This is a genomic window from Bacteroides sp., from assembly GCF_019417265.1.
In the GTDB taxonomy this organism is placed as follows: domain Bacteria; phylum Bacteroidota; class Bacteroidia; order Bacteroidales; family Bacteroidaceae; genus Phocaeicola.
The window spans coordinates 1-20,816 of the sequence record NZ_DXVR01000003.1; the positions used below are offsets into that span (position 1 = coordinate 1).

Below are 20,816 nucleotides of genomic sequence, written 5' to 3' on the forward strand. Positions count from 1 at the left end.
TAACTGCATAATGCCTAAATCATATGAATCAAATGATATAAAAATTGATGCCCCATCTTCATTACTCAAAGGCATCTCATTCTACCAAGACACAGCAGAAGAATACCAAACAGCAGCAAATTCTCTAAACGAATGGATAGATAAAGAAGGAAAAGATCTATACCCTACCCTCACCTTCCGCCGCTGGACAACAGACCCGATACAGAAAGTTATCTTTGAATAGAAGTATTATTATATTTTTTTTGGTGATTAAAGTCGTACATCTTGACTAAATATTGTATTTTTGCGCAGTATTACAAATAAACAAAAGTATGAATAAAAATAAATCTCTGATAATTATAATAGTAGTTCTTGCTATAATCATAGCCGGTGTATCATTCTTTGCAATTCATCAGATGCAACAGAACAAAGAGATGTCTGAACTCTTTGCTGTAGAGAAAATGGAAATGGAAAATGAGTACAGCACCTTTGCTACACAATACGACGAACTCCAAATCCAAATAAACAATGACTCACTGAGAGAAAAGTTGGAAAGTGAAAAACTGAAGACACAAAGACTGCTTGAAGAGTTGCGTCAGGTTAAATCGAGCAATGCTGCAGAAATCATGAGGCTGAAGAAAGAGCTGAAAACTGTAAGAGCCGTTCTGAGAAGCTATGTCATGCAGATAGACTCACTTAATAAGATAAATGCAGCACTTAAGGAAGAGAACAGAGAGGTAAAGAGCAAATATAGTGCAGCTACACGACAAATCACTAACCTGTCGAAAGAAAAAGAATCACTGAACGAAAAGGTAACACTTGCATCACAATTAGATGCAACCAACATAGTTACAGAACCACTAAACAGACGCAACCGCGAAGCAATAAAAGCAAAAGATGTAAAGAAACTTGCTATTTCATTCACTATAGTAAAGAACATCACAGCAAAGACCGGAAACAAAACCGTCTATGTCAGAATAGCAAAACCGGATAACGAAGTTCTTACGAAAAGTGCTTCAAACACATTTGCTTACGAAGACAGAAACATCTCATATTCAATAAAGAAGATGATAGAATATACCGGTGAGGAACAGACTGTTACGGTATATTGGGATGTAGAAGAATTCATGCCATCCGGTACATACAAGGTATATATCTTTGCAGATGGAAACATGATAGGACAAAACTCATTTACACTGAAGTAAACCACGGATTGTCTATGCACAACACTAATAATAAAATGAAAAAAACTATATATGGAATAATGGGCGGACTTCTCACAGCCGCCCTTGTTTCATCATGCGGAGAAGACCGCTCAGGAGAATACTACGCACTTATAACTACACAGACATGGATGTATGAAACCATGCAGAAGGAGTATCTGTATTATCAGGATATGCCGAATAAGAAATCATTAGACTTCTTTAAAAAGCCAAGCGATTTTCTAAATTCTGCCGTTTCATCAAAAGATAAGAAATCAGGAGCTACTTTCTCGCATATCGACTCTGTGTATGTATCAGCAAGAAGCACTTCGCAAACACCAACTTTCGGGTTTGAGGGTACTATGGTAAGAGCTAATAACGGTTCTTATGGTATAAGAGTGCTATATACTCAGGAAAATTCTCCGGCCTATGAAGCAGGACTTAAAAGAGGTGATATCATCATTGCAGCCAACAGCAAAAAGATAAACAGTTCCGACCTGTTTTACATCACATCACCAAAGGAAGCATACCTTTTCACAATGGGAAAACTCAATGAAAATGGATTCGATACGCTGCAAACCGTACAGATGCCATCACCGAGAATAGTAGAAAACAACAATCTGTACAAATCACAGGTGACGGATTTTGGCGGCAAAAAAGTTGCCTATATAATGTATAATGAGTTTGGCAATAACGATACGGAAAAGCTGAAAGAACTATTCAACAGCCTTGCCGTACAACCTGTCGATGACATTATCCTCGATTTAAGATATAATCCGGGAGGGTATGTCACTACTGCACAAATGATTTCCACTAATCTTGCACCACAGGAAGCTATAGGAAATACTTTCCTGAAAATGACACATAACGATATCATCAACAGAACTGATGTCCTGAATTTTGAACAGTCGTTATTGGCAAATGCTTCTGCATTAAGCTATAACAATCTTTATATAATAACATCAGGCAATACGGCATCTGCATCGGAGGTAGTAATAAACTGTCTGAAACCATATATGTCAGGAAGACTGTTTCAGGTAGGAACCGCGACTTTCGGAAAGAATGTTGCACAACAACTGTTCACAGACGAGGAACAGGCACCTATGCTCGAATTCTGGCTTACAAACAGTCTTCTGAGCAATGCAGAGGATTTTAGCGATTATTATACAAGCGGATTAAAACCCGATTACGAAATAGCAGAAAATCTTAAAGGAGAATTGGGAGAGTTGGGTACAGAACAGGACTCGCTCATGCTTCCTATCCTAAAACACATAGAGACAGGCAGTTTCCCGACTAAAGACGAAACAGAGGAAACACCGGAAACAGCATCAAGAAGCATCGAGGAGAAACATTATTTTAACAGTTCCATTGACCTGAAGCCTAAATCAGCAATTTTAGAATAAAAAAAATAGAAATCTTTTCAACAATATACTTTGTTTTTTTGTTAATAAGGCATATATTTGCAATGTTGCATAAACAACCAAACAAAAAAAACATTTCATTTGGTATGAAAAGATTTCTTAGCTTAATCCTATTGGCCGGAATTACAATCAACGGTTTCAGCCAACGCATCCTGTCATTAGACAGTTGCAGAAACCTTGCTATCCAGAATAACAAGGAACTGCGTATAGCACAGGAGAAAATAAATGCCGCCCATTATAACAAGAAGGCTGCATTTACAAACTACCTGCCTAAGTTCGACATTATGGCAACCTACATGCGTACGCAGAAAGAGATTTCATTGCTCAGCGACGAGCAGAAAAATTCAATCAGTAACATCGGAACTGCCACAGGTGCACAGTTGCAGCAACAATTTCAGCAGATTGCAGCGGCTAATCCTATGTTAATACCATTGCTGGAACCATTGCAGGGCATGATACCGGGACTGACTGCCGGACTTAACGGAGTAGGCCAGGGACTTGTAGATGCTTTCCGCACTGACACAAGAAATATGTTTGCAGGTGCTGCTACCCTAACCCAACCATTGTTCATGGGTGGAAAAATCATCGCTTACAACAAGATTACAAAATATGCCGAACAGTTGGCTCAGATGCAGCATGCCACAGGTATGGAAGACCTCATTCTGAACACAGACAAGGCTTACTGGCAGGTGGTTTCTCTTGTAAATAAGAAGAAACTGGCTGAAAGTTATCTTGAACTATTGGAAACTCTTGATTCGGACATAGACAAGATGATAGCTGAAGGTGTTGCCACAAAAGTTGACGGACTCAGCGTCAAGGTAAAGAGAAATGAAGCCGAAGTGACACTTATGAAAGTGGAAAACGGATTGAGCCTCTCTAAGATGGTATTATGCCAGATATGCGGTTTGCCTCTTGACACGGAAATCTCGTTAGCCGATGAAAATATGGAAAATCTTACATTACCTAATTTATATACAGAAAGTAATGTAAACACAGCTCTGGCAAACAGACATGAGCTTAAAAGTCTTGAACTGGCATCGCAGATATACAGACAGAAAGTTAATGTGGTACGTTCTGAGTTCCTCCCTTCACTCGCACTTACAGCAAACTATGCAGTTACAAACCCGTCGCTTGTCAATGGATTTGAGAACAAGTTCAGAGGTTTCTGGGCTGCCGGTGTGGTGCTCAAGGTTCCTGTATTCCACTGGGGAGAAGGTATCTATAAAGTCAGAGCCGCAAAAGCTGAAGCAAACATCGCCAGATATCAGCTTGAAGATGTAAAGGAGAAAGTGGAACTTCAGGTGACACAAAGTTCATATAAGGTAAACGAAGCTACAAAACAGCTTCACATGGCAGAACAGAATATGGACAAGGCCGAAGAGAACCTTCGTTTTGCGACTCTTGGTTTCAAGGAAGGAGTGATACCGACAAGCAACGTACTTGAGGCTCAGACTGCCTGGCTTTCTGCACAATCAGACAAAATAGATGCTCAGATAGATATGAAGATGAGCGAACTGTATTTACAAAAATCAATGGGAACATTAAAATAATAAAAAGATATGGCTGATAAATCACAACACAGCAACGTTTTGCTGGCATTTTTTACATTGGTGGCTGCTATTGTCATCGTTAGCGTTATTGGGTTCTTCACTCTTGGTAAAGATCCAGAGATAATCCAGGGACAGGCTGAAGCTACTGAATACAGAGTTTCAAGCAAGGTTCCGGGACGTGTACTGAAATATTTCGTCACTGAAGGCGACAAGGTTAAGGCCGGTGATACACTCGCCATTCTTGAAGCACCGGACGTTATGGCTAAACTGATGCAGGCACAGGCTGCCGAACAGGCTGCACTTGCAATGAACCAGAAAGCAAACAAAGGTACCCGTGCAGAACAGCTACAGGCTGCTTTTGAAATGTGGCAGAAGGCCAAAGCCGGTCTGGAAATTGCTGAGAAATCATATAAAAGAGTAAACAATCTGTTTGAACAGGGAGTTGTCTCAGAGCAGAAAAGAGATGAAGCTAAGGCGCAGTATGAAGCTATGAAGGCTACTGAGAAGGCTGCAAATGCACAGTACACAATGGCCAAGAACGGAGCACAGACAGAAGACAAGGCTATGGCTGCTGCACAAGTGGAACGTGCAAAAGGCGCCGTGGCTGAAGTTTCATCATACATCAACGAAACTTATCTCGTTGCATCTGCAGACGGTGAAGTGACAGAAATCTTCCCTAAAGTAGGCGAACTGGTAGGTACAGGTGCACCTATAATGAATGTTGCACAGATGGACGATATGTGGATTACATTCAACGTAAGAGAAGATTTACTTAAGGATTTCACTGTAGGCGGAGAAATAAAGGCATATATTCCTGCTCTTAAAAAAGATGCCGTTCTGAAGGTTTACTACATGAAAGACTTAGGCACATATGCCGCATGGAAAGCTACAAAAACTACAGGACAGTTCGACCTCAAGACTTTTGAAGTTAGGGCAAAAGCCGTAGAAAATGTAGAGAATCTGCGTCCGGGAATGTCTGCTATAATTGAAAAATAAATAAGCCAATATGTCGAATACCGCCTATAAATTGATAAAGATAATGAGGCGTGAGGTGCTTCGTATCGCTACAAAACCGATGTATCTGTTTTGTATGATTATAGCGCCTCTGCTCTGTTACGTGTTCTTCGCTACTCTTATGAGTAACGGACTGCCGACAGACCTGCCTGCCGGGGTGGTGGACCTCGACAATACATCTACCACAAGAAATATTATCAGAAATCTGGATGCTTTCCAGCAGACAAAGATAGTGGCACATTATAGTAGTGTGGCAGAAGCAAGAAAAGCCGTACAAAAAGGTGAGATATATGCATTCTACTACATTCCTGAAGGGACTACCGAGGAAACACTCGCCAGCAGACAGCCTAAGGTTTCATTTTATGCAAACTATTCATATCTTATAGCAGGCTCACTGATATACAGGGATATGAGAACCATGTCAGAGTTGGCCGGAGGAGCTGTAGGAAGAGCAACGCTTTATGCCAAAGGTGCTACAGAGGACCGGGCTATGGCATTTCTGCAACCAATAGTCATAGACACACATGCCATACACAATCCATGGTTGAATTATTCCATTTATCTGTGTAATACCCTTTTCCCGGGAGTTCTGATGCTGCTGATATTCCTAACCACAGCATACACTTTAGGTACAGAGATTAAAGACAATGCAGGAAAAGAGTTGATGAGACTGGCCGATGGTTCCATTGTGACAGCACTCGTCGGAAAGATTCTGCCTCAGACATTGGTGTTTTTCATTATGGCTACATTCCATAATATCTACCTGTACGGATTTCTGCATTTCCCATGTCATGGAGGAATTTTCCCTATGATTATGGCAGGTCTGTTGCTTGTATTAGCATCACAGTCTGTAGGAATATTCTTTTACGGACTTTTCGGTTCGCTGCGTCTTTCATTAAGTGCGGCTTCTCTTTGGGGAGTACTGTCATTCTCCATTTCTGGATTTACATTCCCGGTAATGGCGATGCACCCTACCCTGCAGGCACTTAGTAACCTGTTCCCGTTGAGGCACTACTTCCTGCTATACGTGAATCAGGCACTCAACGGCTATCCGATAATTTATGCATGGCATTCCGTAGTGGCACTAATGCTGTTCCTTCTCTTGCCGTTCTTCGTACTGAAGAAGCTGAGACATATTATGGAGACATATGAATATCTCCCTTAATACTATTTTGAATTATGAAACATCAATCATTTAGAAATATTTTCCGTCAGGGATTCTCAAGTCTGTTCCATATATGTGCTAAGGAACTGAAAAGCGTTTTTAAGGATCAGGGAGTACTTATATTCTTCATTCTTGTTCCTTTGGCATATCCTTTGGTATATGCATTTATATATACTGAAGAGGTTGTCAGAGATGTTCCTGCAGCTGTTGTAGACTATAGCCATTCATCCTTAAGCAGAGAGTTTATACGAATGGTGGATGCAACTCCCGACATTAAGGTACAGTCCTATTGTGCCGATATGGAGGAAGCGCAGAATCTCATAGAGGAAGGAAGGGTGTATGGCATTATATACATTCCCGAAGAATTTGCACGCGATATTTCGCAAGGGAAACAAACTTCCGTAAGCATATTCAGCGACATGAGCGGACTGCTGTACTACAAATCTCTGCTGATGGCTACAACGAATGTATCTCTTGAGATGAACAAGGATATAAAAATCAAAAGAATGGGTAACACCACTGCACGCCAGGATGAGATAAGCACTGCTCCCATTGAATATGAAGAAGTATCACTGTTCAATCCTCAGGACGGATTTGCAAGTTTCCTTATACCCGCCGTTCTCATACTGATAATCCAGCAAACATTGTTGCTCGGAATAGGTTTATCGGCCGGAACAGCAAGAGAAACAAACAGATATCAGGATCTTGTTCCGTTAAGCAGGAAATACAATGGTACACTTAGAATCGTACTGGGCAAATCTCTGGCATATTTCCTGATTTATGCCATGGTTTCGGCCTATGTGTTATGCGCAGTGCCAAAAATGTTCAGTCTGGTTCAGTTGCCCGACCCCATAACATTGCTGGTATTTATCCTTCCTTATCTGTTTGCCTGCATATTCTTTGCGATGACATGCTCCATATTCATCCATCACAGAGAATCGTGTATGATGATTTATGTATTCACGTCTGTACCTCTGCTGTTCATCTCCGGCATATCATGGCCCGGAGCTGCAATTCCTGATTTCTGGAAGGTGGTTTCATGGATTTTCCCGTCTACCTTCGGCATAAACGGATTTGTCAGAATCAACAGTATGGGTGCCACACTGTCTGATGTTCTGCCTGAGTTCAGGGCACTCTGGATTCATACAGGCATATACTTCATAACCACCTGCATAGTTTATCGCAGACAGATACAGATAAGCCACAGACATGTGGAAGAAAAACTCAAAAAAGCAAGAAAATATTTCCGACTGAAGAAAAAAGAGAATATTATGGCGTAACGTACCGTAAGTTCATCATTATTAACAATTCATCTTATACTAATAAGAGATAATACTATTAGCTTTGCAAATGGTTTTAAAAACGTTTGCAAAGCTTTTTTTATGTACATGAAATCAATGAAAAGAATTAACCTTTACATAACTGTCTTACTACTCCATCTTTATAATGTAAATGCCACAGCATCCATTAACGGCATCAATGATGATACTAAAACAAAATTCAAGGTTGAAATTAAAAACTCTATAGGCGAACCTCAGACCGGTGTATTCCTTAAGGTAACCGGAAGAAGCGATGTATACAAGCCCGACTCATGCGGTATTATCAGCTTTGAATATGAAGTTCCCAAAAACTATAAGCGAACAGCCAACATTTATCTTAATGAGGATACCAAGAATCCTGAAAAGACATTCACACTCGACAAAGAGAATACAGAACCGGACTTCTGCATAGACAGCAAGGAAGACATTCTGAGATTTAAACAGGAAAACAGTACATTCAATATAGAAGGTATCGTAACAACAGAGGACGGCGAACCGATAACCGGGGCAACTGTCAGTATTCAGGGTACAGGCAAATATACTTCTACCGATGAGATTGGCCTGTTTTCCATAGTTGCGGACTTCAACCACTATATCATAATAAGAGCCGACGGTATGGAAAACCTGTCCATGACAGTAAGCCCTTTTCTGATAAACCAGAACGAAGCATACAATATCGTTATGCGAAAAAAGAGTGGCGAGAAGATATATTCCAACGTAGAAAAAATGCCTGAATATCCTGGAGGAATGAAATATTTCAAGAGGTACATAGACCGCAATCTGAAATATCCGGAAGAAGCAAAAAAGAACAAGATAGAAGGTGTAGTGGTAATGCAGTTCGTGGTAGAGAAAAACGGTGACATCACAAGTCCGAGAGTTGTAAGAAGACTGGAAACTTCACTTGACTCGGTAGCCATGAACCTGATAAAAGGTATGCCAAGATGGAATCCGGCCTCAGACCATGGAGTAAAAGTAAGATGCAAATATTCAGTGCCTATAGCATTCAAGATACCTGTACCAAAACCTGTCGTCGTACAAAGTCCTATTAAGGAAATACAGGCAGATAGTCTGACTGCAATAAAAGACAGCATAACGATAATGACTGATTCATTAATAACAGACAGTATTGCAAAAGACAGCTTATTGAAAGACAGTATTATAATATCTACTGATACGATAGCAAATGACTCTACTGCAATACAGAAACAACTTGAAAACGAAAAGATAACTACAGACAAACCGGCCAAAGTGAAGAAGAGAAATGCTTTCATAAGATTCTTCAGATGGCTGTTTGGAATAAAAGAACTTTAACAATAAATTTACTTACGCATGAAAAGATTATTCACACTATTGCTGATGATTGTCGGACTGACATTCGGCATGCAGGCGGAAAAGGTAACACTAAAAGATGTTGCTAATGGAACATACCGTGCCAAAAACATTTACGGATTAAGACCTATGCTTGATGGCGAACATTATACACAAATCAGTGCTGACAGAAAACGAATTGTAAAGTACTCATTCAAAACAGGCAAGGAAGTAGGTACAATATTCGACGTTACAACAGCACGCGACTGCAGTCTTAAATCATTCGATGACTATATCATGTCGCCTGATGAAAAACTTATACTTATTCAAACTGAAACCAAGCCTATCTACAGACGTTCATTTACAGCTGAATATTATATTTACAACGTAAAAAACAACAAGATAGAACCTCTTTCAAATAATGGTCCGCAGCAAGTACCTCTTTTCTCACCGGACGGTTTCCAGATAGCCTTTGTAAGAAACAACAATATATTCCTCGTAAAACTGTTGTTTGGCAACAGCGAATCGCAGGTAACGAAAGATGGAGAATACAATAAAGTACTGAATGGTATTCCTGACTGGGTTTACGAAGAGGAATTCGGATTCAACAGAGCTTTCGAATTTAGCGCTGACAGCAAAATGATAGCGTACATCAAATTCGATGAAAGCAAGGTTAAACAATTCTCTTTCCCATGGTACAAAGGTCTGGCACCGGAGAAAAGCGAATACGAATACTATCCGGGAGCTTATGAGTATAAATATCCTAAGGCAGGAGAAGTAAATTCTACTGTCAGTGTTCATACTTTCGACATCAAGAGCAAGGTTACAAGAAAAATGGACTTGCCTCTGGATGCTGACGGATATATACCACGCATAAAATTCACTTCCGACCCTGAGAAACTGGCAATCATGACTCTAAACCGTCATCAGAACAGATTCGATATGTATATGGCTAATCCAAGAAGTGGGATTTGTAAACTTACAATACGTGACGAAGCCGAACAATACATAAAAGAACCTGCTTATGCCAACATCAAATTCTATAATGAAAACATAGTGATGATGAGTGAAAGAGATGGCTACAACCATCTGTATCTCTACACTATAGGCGGTAACCTTGTCAGACAGGTAACAAAAGGAAAATATGAAGTAACAGATTTCCTCGGATGGAACGAAAAGACTGACGAATTCTATTACAGAGGATATGACAACAGCCCGCTGAGAACAGCCATCTTTAAAGTCAATAAGAAGGGAGAAGTAACTAAACTTTCAAAAAGAGAAGGTACAAACAATGCCATTTTCAGTAGCAATATGGAATACTTCATCAATACTTTCTCCAATATGACTACCCCTACCCTTATCACTATTAACAACAATAAGGGAAAAGAAATAGTGACATTGCTCGACAATAAGGAACTTAAAGAAGAAACCAAATCGCTGAACTTGCCGCAGAAAGAATTCTTTACTTTCAAGACAAGCAACGGAACAGAACTGAACGGTTGGATTATGAAACCTGTAGATTTCAATCCAAACAAGAAATATCCGGTGATAATGCACCAGTACAGTGGCCCGGGCTCACAGCAGGTACTCGACAAATGGGGTATAGGAAGTTTCGGAGATGGAGGTATGTTCGAAGCATATATGTGCGACAAAGGATATATCATGGTATGCGTTGATGGACGCGGAACAGGCGGACGTGGAGCAGAATTCGAAAAATGCACATATCTGTATCTCGGTGTAAAAGAATCTGAAGACCAGGTTGAAACAGCCAAATATCTCAGCTCACTTCCATACGTCGATGGTAAAAGAATCGGTATCTGGGGATGGAGCTTTGGAGGATATAACACACTGATGTCAATGAGCGACGGAAGCGGCGCCTTTAAAGCCGGTGTAGCCATAGCAGCTCCGTCATGCTGGAAATATTACGACACTGTCTACACAGAAAGATTCATGCGTACACCTAAGGAAAACGGTGACGGTTACAAGGCCGGTTCAGCTATAGATAGAGCTGCAAACCTGAAAGGTAGTCTTCTGCTTATCCATGGTACTGCCGACGACAATGTTCATTATCAGAACTGTGCGGAATATGCAGAGGCTCTTGTACAGGCAGGCATCCAGTTCGATATGCAGATTTATACCAACCGTAATCACAGCATTTTCGGTGGTAATACCAGACATCACCTTATGACAAGAGTGAGCGAATTCTTTATCAACAATCTGTAATAAAGACAACGGCGAACGCTCGGTGAACATCCGGTGAACGGCAAATAAACAGAAAATAAACTATCCTCTCTGTTTCAGAAACCATTCACCGAATGTTCAGAAGCCGTTCACTAACCGTTCAGTAAATATTCACTTTCATATACCTGCTAATAAAAGAAAATACTATGACACACATAAGAAAACCTGAATGGCTGAAAATCAGTATAAGCGCCAATGCCAAATATGCTGAAACAAAAAAGATAGTAGATACTCATAAACTACACACTATATGCAGCAGCGGTCGATGTCCGAATATGGGCGAATGTTGGGGTAAAGGTACGGCCACCTTCATGATTTGCGGAGCCATATGTACACGCTCATGCAAATTCTGCAACACATGCACCGGAAAGCCTCTCCCACTCGATGAGAACGAACCGGCCAACGTAGCTGAATCCATAAGACTAATGAGGCTTAATCATGCGGTAATCACCTCCGTAGACAGGGATGATTTGGAAGATTTGGGAGCTTCACACTGGACAAAAACATTACTTAAAATCAAAGAGGTAAATCCTGAAACAACCATTGAAGCACTCATTCCTGACTTTCAGGGTAAAAAAGACCTCATAAGCCAGGTCATATCAGCCAGACCTGATATACTGTCACACAATATGGAAACAGTAAGACGAATCAGCCCAATGGTCAGAAGCGTTGCAAAATATGACACAAGCCTTAATGTAATAAAGCTTATTTCAGAAAGCGGAATAACTGCAAAATCTGGCATTATGGTAGGACTCGGAGAAAGCAAGGATGAAGTTCTGCAGACCATGGATGACCTTCTTGAGGCAGGATGCAAGATACTTACAATAGGACAATACCTCCAACCGACCCACAAGCACTATCCTGTGGCAGAATACATCAACCCGGAACAATTCCTCGAATATAAAACCATAGGCGAAAAGAAAGGTTTCCAGACTGTAGAAAGCGGCCCGCTCGTAAGGTCTTCTTACCATGCAGAAAAACATATTGTACATAAGTGAACAATACCGTAATCTTGTTTGTTGATTCTTTGAGATATATTGAAAACAGCGAACAGGACATGAGCATGAATCTAAGGAACAAAATTGTATCAATAGGACTTGTGCCTATCATAATAACATTAATCGGGCTACATTTCTTTCCAAACACAGAAATGCTTGGAGCCGGACTGGCTCTAAGCATAATAATGCTTGGATATAACATTCTGAAAATGAAGGACCTTAACTTTTTCCTTCTCCTTGGTACATTCGGAATCGGTACATGTTTCTTTCTCAGACTGTTCTGGGGATATAAATACATTCCTTTGAACACCATTACCCCTACAGTGGAGTTCTCGCTGATGATATTTGCATTCATATACTACTCAGCACCTGAACTGTACAAGGATGTGGTGAGCAAATTAGGAATAAGAGTATGTTTCTCCTACAAGTTTGAAACAAAAATCATCATCATTCTTTCCTCTGTCCATCTGCTGCTGCTCTACATAATAAAGACACTAAACCACGACTGGAGCCCTGAAGGGCGATTTTTCATGATAAACGTAGTGCCTGTATCTATATATATCATTTGTCTGATTGTAAACACATTAGGGATACATATAGTTGCAAAGATAGAGAAGTCACGACAGAACATAATCCGTATTGCTCCCATATGTAACGGCAAACTGATGTTGTCACAGAAAAACATCCCGTCGAATAAAGTATGGGACATTCCTATAGAAAGAAACTTTGAAGGCAACATAGATGACTGCAGAAAATATGCTGTAAAAACAGCCGGTAGATTTACAACTAACGATGTACAGCCACGCCTGATATTACAATACGGAGAAGAATGTTCATGTGGCATTCAGAACAATATACTCCTGTTCATACTTCCCATAAAGGACGAAAAGGATATAAAAATAGAAGGAAGATTCATCGGTTTTGATGAAATAAACAAAAGCTCTCCGCAATTAAACCCACACATAAAAAAAGAGCTGGAACATCTTAAAGATGCAGCCAGCCTATGGAAAGATTTCTATTTGTAAATAAGGAATATACATGGAATTTTTGATAAATCAGGCAGTTTGCCATTCCATTCCTTCAGTGTACGAGTCTTGATGTACTCTCCCTCGCAAGTGATATTTGCAGCAATACACAGTTTGGTTTGCGGACGACAAGCCTTGATTATATCCTCCATCATCTTATTATTTCTGTATGGAGTTTCAATAAACAGCTGAGTCTGATTTTCCGAATAGACTCTACTCTCGAGTTCTTTCAGCCTTTTAAGTCTTTCATTTGCGTCAATCGGCAGATAGCCATGAAAAGCAAAGCTCTGACCGTTGAATCCGGAAGCCATTACAGAGAGTATTATCGACGATGGTCCTACCAAAGGAACAACCTTGTAATTCTTACGCTGAGCAATGGCCACCACGTCTGCGCCCGGGTCTGCCACGGCAGGGCAACCGGCTTCTGATATAACTCCCATTGAATTACCCTCTGCAAGAGGTTTGAGATAACCGGAGATTTCTTCCGGCGAAGTATGTTTGTTAAGAGTAAAAAAAGTCAAATCGTCAATCACTATAGAACGATCCACTTTCTTCAGAAATCTGCGCGCAGAACGCACATCCTCTACGATAAAATATTTTATCTCTGTTATAATTTCCTTGTTGTATGCCGGCAGAACTTTCTCTACAGATGTATCACCCAATGTAACCGGCAATAGATATAATGCTGTTTCCATATTATCAAGTCTAAATCAGTTAATGTCAATATCCATCAACATCCCTTCATAATCCGTATTATTCAGAAGCTCTTTGTAAGTAACATCCGGATTGCTTTTCATGTATGCATCAATATACTGCATTCCTAACCACACCCCTATCATTGGAGGAACCTCATCCTTCAGGAACGGATTAGGCATAGACTGAACATAAGAACGTATAATCATAGGGTCAGTACTCTCCAGATGGTTTGATTTTCCTACCCATTCTATAAACTGCTTTCTGTTGTTGCTGCACCATGTAAGTTGCTGCTTGTTGTACCCAAGCAGTTTTGCCCCAAGCTCACCTGAGCCTAAAGCCTTTTCTGTAACCCATGCTATCTTTCCTCTGTACATTATCACATCGAACAACGTACGATGATCCCTTTCCCACGGGAAAGGATAAAGACTGAGCAAATAAAAAGAGATACAGTCCGGAACGATTCTTTCAGGATTCATCGTTCTTCTCTGATAATCATAATAGTAACGCTTGTACATCGGATATTCCTCGCCCATATACTTGTCAAGGCTTATTCCGATAAGACTGTCCGCCACTACTATAGACTGATTGAGAGCTGAAATCTGCGAATACACTACAGGTATTGGAATTGACGGAATCCTCTTCTTCAGGAACACAAATCCCTTTGTGAGCTCCTTCTCGAAACTACTGAGGTCCTTATACTTATCTTCCACATCCAACATCAGATTTACAAGAGAAGTATCAGAATAATAAGCACACAGGCGGTCATTTATTTTCTCATCATCCACCGACCCTAAGGCCAAAACATCCTCGATAAGAAGTTTCGTAGCATGAGGATAATTCGTATTCATTTTCTGCAGCGAAGTAAAGCTGTTTAATGCCGAAGCCTCGAACTGCAACCTGTCATATCTATGAATCTTAATCCCATTTTCAGATAAAAAAAAGTCTTCCTGCCTATCATCACGACAGGCAGAAAGCGCAAATAAACTTAATATTATGATTAAAATGTATCGCATTAATAAAATTTATTATCCGTAGATAATGTTACCGTTTTCATCTTTATATTCATCAAGACCCTTTTCGTATGTAGCCATCGCACGAAGACTCATACCTACGCTTGAGAATCCACCATCGTGGAACAGGTTCTGCATTGTAACCTTCTTAGTCAAGTCAGAGAACATAACAATACAGTAGTCAGCACACTCGTCAGCAGAAGCGTTGCCAAGAGGTGACATACGGTTTGCAAAGTCGAACAACTTATCCATACCCTTAACACCTGATCCGGCAGTAGTCATAGTAGGCGACTGAGAGATAGTGTTGATACGCACATGATGTTCGCGTCCGTAAATATAACCGAAGCTGCGTGCTATAGATTCAAGCAGAGCTTTTGCATCAGCCATATCGTTATATCCATAGAATGTACGCTGTGCGGCAACATAACTCAATGCAAGGATTGAACCGTATTCGTTTATCGCATCAAGTTTCTTTGCAGCCTGAATCATCTTATGGAAAGACACTGCAGAGATATCAAGAGTTTTGTTCAACATATCGTAATCCAAGTCATCGTATGTACGTTTCTTACGAACATTTGGAGACATACCGATAGAATGTAAAACAAAGTCTACCTTTCCTCCCAATACTTCCATAGAACGCTTGAAGACATTTTCCAAATCTTCAACGCTTGTTGCGTCGGCAGGTATAACCTCACAATTCAATTTTTCCGCCAAAGCAGAAACCTCACCCATACGCACTGCTACAGGAGTGTTTGACAATGTGATTATCGCACCTTCTTCAACAGCTTTTTCAGCTACTTTCCATGCTATTGACTGTTCGTTCAGGGCACCGAAAATAATACCCCTCTTTCCTTTAAGCAAATTATAACTCATATATTTAAATTTGTTATTACAGATGCAAAGATACATCTTTATTTACAATATATGCCACTTTTGCTCACTTTTCTTTAATATTGAGCAGTTTTGCTATAAAAAACTTTAACAACACGTCAGTTCAGACACATTATCCGAGGAAAGAAATAAGTACTCCGGCAGCTACCGCAGAACCTATCACACCTGAAATGTTGCTGGCCATACAATACTGCAGAACATGATTCTTAGGGTCATACTTCAAGGCTATCTCATTAGCCACACGGCTTGCCATAGGCACGGCGCTCAATCCTGTTGCACCGATAAGAGGATTGATTTTCTTTTTCGTAAAAAGATTGTATATCTTGACAAAGAAAATACCGCCTGATATTGAAAGACCGAAGGCAAGAAAACCGCCAATCACGATACCTATTGTAGTCCAGTTAAGGAAAGCATCAGTAGTCATTGTCGCACCTACGGAGATACCGAGGAAAATGGTTGCTGCATTCATTATACTGTTTGACGCAGCATCGAACAGACGTGATGTGTTCGAACCTATTTCCTTCACCAGGTTACCGAACATCAGCATACCTACCAATGGGACTGCACTCGGCACGAACAATGCCACAATGGTAGTAACCGCTATCGGAAATACTATCTTCAGCACTCGCATGTTCTTTATTTCGATAGTAGGAGGATATTTCTTCTCCTGCTCCTTCATATTGATGCTAAGTTCTTTCTTAGTGCACCACAGTCTGACAACCAACGGTATAATTACAGGAACAAGTGCCATATACGAATAAGCTGCAATCGCTATAGGACCGAGCAGATGAGGAGCAAGCTTTATAGTAGTAAATATCGCTGTAGGGCCGTCCGCTCCACCTATTATACCTAATGAAGCCGCTTCCTGAGGAGTAAAGCCAACCATTATTGCAACTATAAGCACTGCAAAGATACCAAGCTGTGCAGCCGCTCCGAAAATAGAAAGACGGAGATTACGCAGCATAGGTCCGAAATCAGTCAGCGCACCCACACCCATGAATATTACCGGCGGAAGGAATCCAGTCTTGATGAGCATATAATAAATGAAGTTCATCAATCCTAATTCATGGGCTATCTCATGCAAAGGCATTTCCCATATATTCTTCATCACGCCATTCACCATCACCATACCATTCTCGTCGGCCTGAATCACTCCCATCTCCCCTCCGGGGAAGTTGGCGAGCAACACTCCGAAAGCTATAGGCACAAGCAACAGCGGTTCGTACTGTTTCTTTATACCCAAGTAAAGCAGTACGAAAGCTATGGCATACATTATAAGAAACCGCGGATCGGCAATTATATTGCTGAACGCAGTCATATCGTATAGTCGTTCAAAAATCTCTTCCATACTGCTATCATTTAATCTTCATTAATACATTATCTTCAGAAACAGAATCGCCCGAGTTCATACAGATGGCGGTAACAGCGCCGTCAAAATCGGCATTTACTGCTATATAAGTTTTCATAGCCTCTATATAGCAAAGCGTATCTCCCTTTTTAACATTATCGCCTACTTTAACAGGAGTTTCCTGAGCCGATTTTGTAAGATAGAATTTTCCTTCAAGCGGAGAAAGCACATCCTTGCCCTCACCAGATGCAGCAGCTTGCTGACTGCCATCAGAAGACGCAGACTGTGCAGGCAATGCAGTATCACCGAAAGCTACAGTCACACGGTATGGTTTTCCGTTCACATCTACAGTAAGCACCTGAGTTCCTTCCTTAGGCATAGAACCGCCTTCAGCCTCAGCACGGCGTTTCTCTACATCTGTTAGGAAGTCTGCCTCAGCCTTTCCGCTCTTGTATGCCTCATACTGAGCCGGATGCATAGCATACTCGAACAGTTCTTCATCGTCCTGACCTGTTTTCCATCCTTTCTCAGCCATCATCTGACGGTATTTATCAAGCTGGTCAGGATAGTTGTCCTGAGGATTGCCTGTAAAGAATTCCCTACCCTCACTCTTTGCTTTCTCTACTATCTCGTCTGCCAACGGACCTGCCAGTGCTCCGGCCTTACCGAGTATCATATCCCAGACATCGTCTGCTATCATAGCCCAGCGTTCCTTGCCTTTCTCCATCTGAATGACGTTCATCATTGCCAGATTCTTTACATACTGGCTGAAAGGAGTTACCAGACATGGATAACCTACACGCGGCCATACATATGATACCTCATCGAACAGCTTTATAAGCAATTCATCCTGAGTCATAAGCGGCAGATTATTCTTTGCCTTATACTTATTTATAGATTCAAGGTTTGTTTCAAGGTCAGCCATCAAACTACCCATCATACCTCCCGGAAGTCCCGGACCTACGAGCAATGAGTTCATCATACGGTTCTTAGGGCTGATATACAATCCGAGGAAGTCGTCCATGAATTCCTGTATCATAGTTCTTGCCCTCATATAGGCATTCATATTGATTTCCTTAACCTTGAAACCGGCATCCTTCAGCATAGCCTGCACACTGATAATGTCTGCATGACCTGTTCCCCATGACAACGGGTCCATACCGCAGTCCACATAGTCGCATCCGGCCTTACAAACCTCAAGTATAGAAGCCATATTAAATCCCGGACCGGCATGAGAGTGATACTGTATGGTTATATCCTTTATCTTCTTTATTCCGGCAACAAGTTTTCCAAGGAACACAGGACGACCGATACCGGCCATATCCTTGATACATATTTCGTCGCATCCTGCATCGATAAGCTTCTTCGCCATATCGAGATAATATTCCACAGTATGTATAGGAGAATAAGTGACACACAGGCTGCACTGTGAAATCATTCCCGCATCATGTGCATATCCTATAGAAGGGATTATATTACGGACATCGTTCAGTCCGCAGAAAGTACGTGTAATGTCAGTACCCTGCGCTTTCTTCACCTTATAGAACAGTCTTCTCACGTCTGCCGGAACAGGACTCATTCTCAGTCCGTTCAAAGCGCGGTCCAACATATGTGTCTGTATTCCTGCTTCGTGAAAAGGCTTGGTCCATTCTCTCACAGCCTTGTTAGGATTTTCACCAAACAGCAGATTTACCTGTTCAAAACCGCCTCCGTTAGTCTCAACTCTGTCAAAGCATCCCATTTCCACTATCACGGGAGCAATCTTTACCAACTGGTCAACACGTGGTACATATTTTCCGGCACTCTGCCACATATCGCGGAATACCAGACTGAATTTTACTTCTTTTTCCATTTTCTTAATGTGTTTTCATTTTTAGTCTGTTATAACTTCTCAATTTTCATCACCTTGCCCTTACCGCCTGTAAGTTTCTCCACAGCAATATTAATCGCCTTCACGGAATCCTCTTCCAATGACACGGTTGCTACTGCCGGCTTACTCTTGACTTCCTCTTCCGGCGGAGCAAACTTGTTGACTGCCTTAATAAGAAGAGTACTAAGCCAGATAATAATGAGAAGGATTACAAACACTGTGCACATACCTACGAGCATCAGCATCAGACCTGTTCCAATATTTTCCATATATATCTAATTTTAATGTATTATAGACACCTTTCCAAGCCATTAAACTTAAAAGCCGCCCAAATATACCAATTTAATATATTGCATTGATACAAAAAAGTTTAAAATTCTCAACATTCATAAGTTTGAAATATATTTTACACATTTCGTTTTAATAATAAACCGATAAATCCATCTGATAATTCTACATATTTCATAATAAACGCATAAATTATAAGTGCAATATATTGCACAAATATTTGCTTTACTCAAAAATAATACATATTTTTGCATTGAAAGTGAAGTATATTGCACTATGAAGTATGGTAATTTAATAAAAGAACGCAGAACATTGTTGGGATTAACCCAACAAGACTTATCAGACTATACAGGTCTGAGTGTACGCATAATCAAAAGTATTGAAGCACAACAAGGAAATCCGTCATTGAATACCCTTGAAAGAATTGCAGAAATACTTGGTCTGGAAATAGTAATGAAAGTAAAGATTATTAACGAATGAGACGTGCTTTAGTTTTATCAAATAATGTTGTAGCAGGAGTTCTGACAGAAACAGACGATATGCATTATATTTTTAAATATGATGATGCTTACCTTGTAGAACCGGAACAGCGAAGTATATCATTATCATTTCCCAAACGAAAAGAAGAATATATTTCCGATGAACTATTCCCTTTCTTCTTCAATATGCTGTCAGAAGGAGCAAACAAAACCATCCAATGCCGTACTTTGAAAATAGACGAAGAAGACTCTTTTGGATTACTACTTGCCACAGCCGGCCACGACACTATTGGCGCCATAACAATACAAGAATTATGAGAAATATAAATGTTTGTCCGGGTACTCTTATTTCCGGGTACGATACTTATAGTCCAACCTGTCTCCGTAAAGTCTTTGATGGGAAAAAAGTAAGCCATATCATGGATTTTTCCTATAACGACAGTCCTGAGTCCCTTATATCCTCAATAAATAGGATTTCTATTTCAGGGGTGCAGGAGAAACTCTCTGCAATAATAAAAAAAGGCAAGATTATCATAACTCCTGAAGGAGAATCCGGACGCTATATTATAAAACCTATTCCTGACTACAAACACCTGCGCTTCAGAAATAACATTCCCGCAAATGAACATTTAACTATGCAGATAGCCAGTCAGGTATATAAAATAAAAACAGCCGAGAATGCTATGGTATTTTTCTCCGATGGCCAACCGGCTTATATAACCAAAAGATTTGATTACGCTGCAGATGGCTCAAAAATAAGACAAGATGATTTCGCATCTATTGCCGGTAAAACAGAAAGAAACAATGGAAAAGATTTCAAATACACCGGCAATTATGAGGACATAGCCAGACTGTTGCGACAGAATGTTTCTGCATGGCAGGTTGAAATGACAAAATACTTTACATTAGTACTTTTCAATTATCTTTTCAGCAACGGTGATGCTCATCTGAAGAACTTTTCACTACAGGAAACCACAGATGGGGACTATGTTTTGACACCGGCATACGATTT

General features: G+C 40.6%; 20 protein-coding genes. 14 read left to right on the top strand and 6 right to left on the bottom strand.

All coding sequences use genetic code 11. The features are described from left to right. The 11 genes from QZ379_RS01035 to QZ379_RS01085 form a co-directional block, all read left to right on the top strand. Nucleotides 1–223: hypothetical protein (locus tag QZ379_RS01035; RefSeq protein ID WP_291557205.1), on the top strand; the 223-nt coding region annotated here is incomplete at its 5' end. 88 nt (nucleotides 224–311) lie between these two features. After that, a complete protein-coding gene (locus tag QZ379_RS01040; protein WP_291557208.1) occupies nucleotides 312–1,184 on the top strand; it encodes a hypothetical protein in 873 nt (290 codons plus the stop codon). Between the two features lie 35 nt (nucleotides 1,185–1,219). After that, entirely contained in the window at nucleotides 1,220–2,584 is a 1,365-nt protein-coding gene (locus tag QZ379_RS01045) for a S41 family peptidase (RefSeq protein WP_291557211.1), read from the top strand. 104 nt (nucleotides 2,585–2,688) lie between these two features. Further along, entirely contained in the window at nucleotides 2,689–4,152 is a 1,464-nt protein-coding gene (locus QZ379_RS01050) for a TolC family protein (protein ID WP_291557214.1), read from the top strand. Between the two features lie 9 nt (nucleotides 4,153–4,161). Beyond that, complete coding sequence (locus tag QZ379_RS01055) at nucleotides 4,162–5,148, top strand: biotin/lipoyl-binding protein (protein ID WP_291557217.1); 987 nt, start codon at nucleotides 4,162–4,164, stop codon at nucleotides 5,146–5,148. 10 nt (nucleotides 5,149–5,158) lie between these two features. Continuing rightward, nucleotides 5,159–6,331: an ABC transporter permease gene (locus tag QZ379_RS01060; protein WP_291557220.1), complete on the top strand. Its 1,173-nt coding sequence runs from the start codon at nucleotides 5,159–5,161 to the stop codon at nucleotides 6,329–6,331. A gap of 14 nt (nucleotides 6,332–6,345) precedes the next feature. Beyond that, entirely contained in the window at nucleotides 6,346–7,611 is a 1,266-nt protein-coding gene (locus QZ379_RS01065; RefSeq protein ID WP_291557223.1) for an ABC transporter permease, read from the top strand. A 117-nt stretch (nucleotides 7,612–7,728) separates the two neighbouring features. Beyond that, complete coding sequence (locus QZ379_RS01070) at nucleotides 7,729–8,961, top strand: energy transducer TonB (protein WP_291557226.1); 1,233 nt, start codon at nucleotides 7,729–7,731, stop codon at nucleotides 8,959–8,961. 18 nt (nucleotides 8,962–8,979) lie between these two features. Further along, nucleotides 8,980–11,181 (top strand): DPP IV N-terminal domain-containing protein, encoded by a 2,202-nt coding sequence (locus QZ379_RS01075; protein WP_291557229.1) that lies wholly within the window; start codon nucleotides 8,980–8,982, stop codon nucleotides 11,179–11,181. A gap of 164 nt (nucleotides 11,182–11,345) precedes the next feature. After that, on the top strand, nucleotides 11,346–12,197 hold the full coding sequence (lipA, locus tag QZ379_RS01080) for a lipoyl synthase (protein WP_291557232.1): 852 nt from the start codon (nucleotides 11,346–11,348) through the stop codon (nucleotides 12,195–12,197). Continuing rightward, nucleotides 12,194–13,222 carry a hypothetical protein gene (locus QZ379_RS01085; protein WP_291557235.1) on the top strand — a complete coding sequence of 343 codons (1,029 nt, stop codon included), beginning with the start codon at nucleotides 12,194–12,196 and terminating at the stop codon, nucleotides 13,220–13,222. The genes lipA and QZ379_RS01085 overlap by 4 nt, the downstream gene beginning before the upstream one ends. Here the strand turns inward: QZ379_RS01085 and QZ379_RS01090 are convergent. The 6 genes from QZ379_RS01090 to QZ379_RS01115 form a co-directional block, all read right to left on the bottom strand. Then, nucleotides 13,213–13,917, bottom strand: coding sequence for an SAM-dependent methyltransferase (locus QZ379_RS01090; protein ID WP_291557238.1), 705 nt, complete (start codon nucleotides 13,915–13,917; stop codon nucleotides 13,213–13,215). The two genes, QZ379_RS01085 and QZ379_RS01090, sit on opposite strands and share 10 nt — an antisense overlap. 15 nt (nucleotides 13,918–13,932) lie before the next feature. Continuing rightward, nucleotides 13,933–14,931, bottom strand: a complete 999-nt coding sequence (locus QZ379_RS01095; RefSeq protein ID WP_291557241.1) for a gliding motility lipoprotein GldB — start codon at nucleotides 14,929–14,931, stop codon at nucleotides 13,933–13,935. A gap of 12 nt (nucleotides 14,932–14,943) precedes the next feature. Next, nucleotides 14,944–15,801, bottom strand: coding sequence for an enoyl-ACP reductase (locus tag QZ379_RS01100; RefSeq protein WP_235337345.1), 858 nt, complete (start codon nucleotides 15,799–15,801; stop codon nucleotides 14,944–14,946). Nucleotides 15,802–15,931: 130 nt separating this feature from the next. Continuing rightward, nucleotides 15,932–17,167, bottom strand: coding sequence for a sodium ion-translocating decarboxylase subunit beta (locus tag QZ379_RS01105; RefSeq protein WP_291557247.1), 1,236 nt, complete (start codon nucleotides 17,165–17,167; stop codon nucleotides 15,932–15,934). A 7-nt stretch (nucleotides 17,168–17,174) separates the two neighbouring features. After that, the gene (locus QZ379_RS01110; RefSeq protein WP_291557250.1) at nucleotides 17,175–19,019 is read right to left on the bottom strand and encodes a biotin/lipoyl-containing protein; all 1,845 of its coding nucleotides are present in this window, start codon (nucleotides 19,017–19,019) and stop codon (nucleotides 17,175–17,177) included. 29 nt (nucleotides 19,020–19,048) lie between these two features. Further along, entirely contained in the window at nucleotides 19,049–19,306 is a 258-nt protein-coding gene (locus tag QZ379_RS01115; RefSeq protein ID WP_291557254.1) for an OadG family protein, read from the bottom strand. Nucleotides 19,307–19,601: 295 nt separating this feature from the next. Between QZ379_RS01115 and QZ379_RS01120 the strand changes: the two genes are divergently transcribed. The 3 genes from QZ379_RS01120 to QZ379_RS01130 form a co-directional block, all read left to right on the top strand. Further along, nucleotides 19,602–19,805: a helix-turn-helix domain-containing protein gene (locus tag QZ379_RS01120; RefSeq protein WP_204445454.1), complete on the top strand. Its 204-nt coding sequence runs from the start codon at nucleotides 19,602–19,604 to the stop codon at nucleotides 19,803–19,805. Then, nucleotides 19,802–20,122 (top strand): HipA N-terminal domain-containing protein, encoded by a 321-nt coding sequence (locus tag QZ379_RS01125; RefSeq protein WP_291557264.1) that lies wholly within the window; start codon nucleotides 19,802–19,804, stop codon nucleotides 20,120–20,122. Before QZ379_RS01120 ends, QZ379_RS01125 begins: the two co-directional genes overlap by 4 nt. Beyond that, nucleotides 20,119–20,816, top strand: a 698-nt coding sequence (locus tag QZ379_RS01130) for a HipA domain-containing protein (protein WP_291557267.1), incomplete at its 3' end; no start/stop codon positions are given. The genes QZ379_RS01125 and QZ379_RS01130, both read left to right, overlap by 4 nt.